Source organism: Nonomuraea mesophila (assembly GCF_004352805.1).
GTDB lineage: Bacteria > Actinomycetota > Actinomycetes > Streptosporangiales > Streptosporangiaceae > Nonomuraea > Nonomuraea longispora.
On record NZ_SMLD01000415.1, the window covers coordinates 1 to 574 of the forward strand.

Sequence of the window (574 nt, forward strand, 5' to 3'; positions counted from 1 at the left end):
GGAGCCAGCGCCGCCTCACACTCCGCCATCCGCGCCGCGAACACCGGCGACCCGTCCAGCAGCTCCACCCCCATACCAAGCCACTGCGACCCCTGACCGGGGAACACGAACACCGTCTTACCGGCCGAACCGGCCACCCCCTGCACCACGGCCGAGGCAGCACCTCCGGCCAGCTCACGCAGCCCCGCCACCAGCTCGTCCCGATCGGAGCCGATCACGACGGCACGGTGATCGAACACCGACCGCGACGCCACCAGCGAATGCGCCACATCCACCGGCCGCTCACCCGCCACCGCCTCGGCCAACCGGCCCGCCTGAGCCCGCAACGCCTCCGCGCTACGACCCGACACCACCCACGGCACCACCGAAGGCTCCTCCACCGGCTCGGCCGCGACCTCGGCGGCCGGGTGCTCCTCCAGCACGATGTGGGCGTTCGTACCGCTCACGCCGAAGGAGGAGACGGCGGCCCGGCGGGCGTGCCCGTTCTGCTGCCACGGCTGCGGCTCGGTGAGCAGTTGCACCGCGCCGGCCGACCAGTCCACGTGCGGCGACGGCTCATCCACATGCAACGTCC

General features: G+C 72.8%; 1 protein-coding gene. It reads right to left on the minus strand.

Annotated elements, in window-relative coordinates; translation table 11 throughout:
- Nucleotides 1–574, minus strand: a 574-nt coding sequence (locus E1295_RS48345; protein WP_132642137.1) for a ketoacyl-synthetase C-terminal extension domain-containing protein, incomplete at both ends; no start/stop codon positions are given.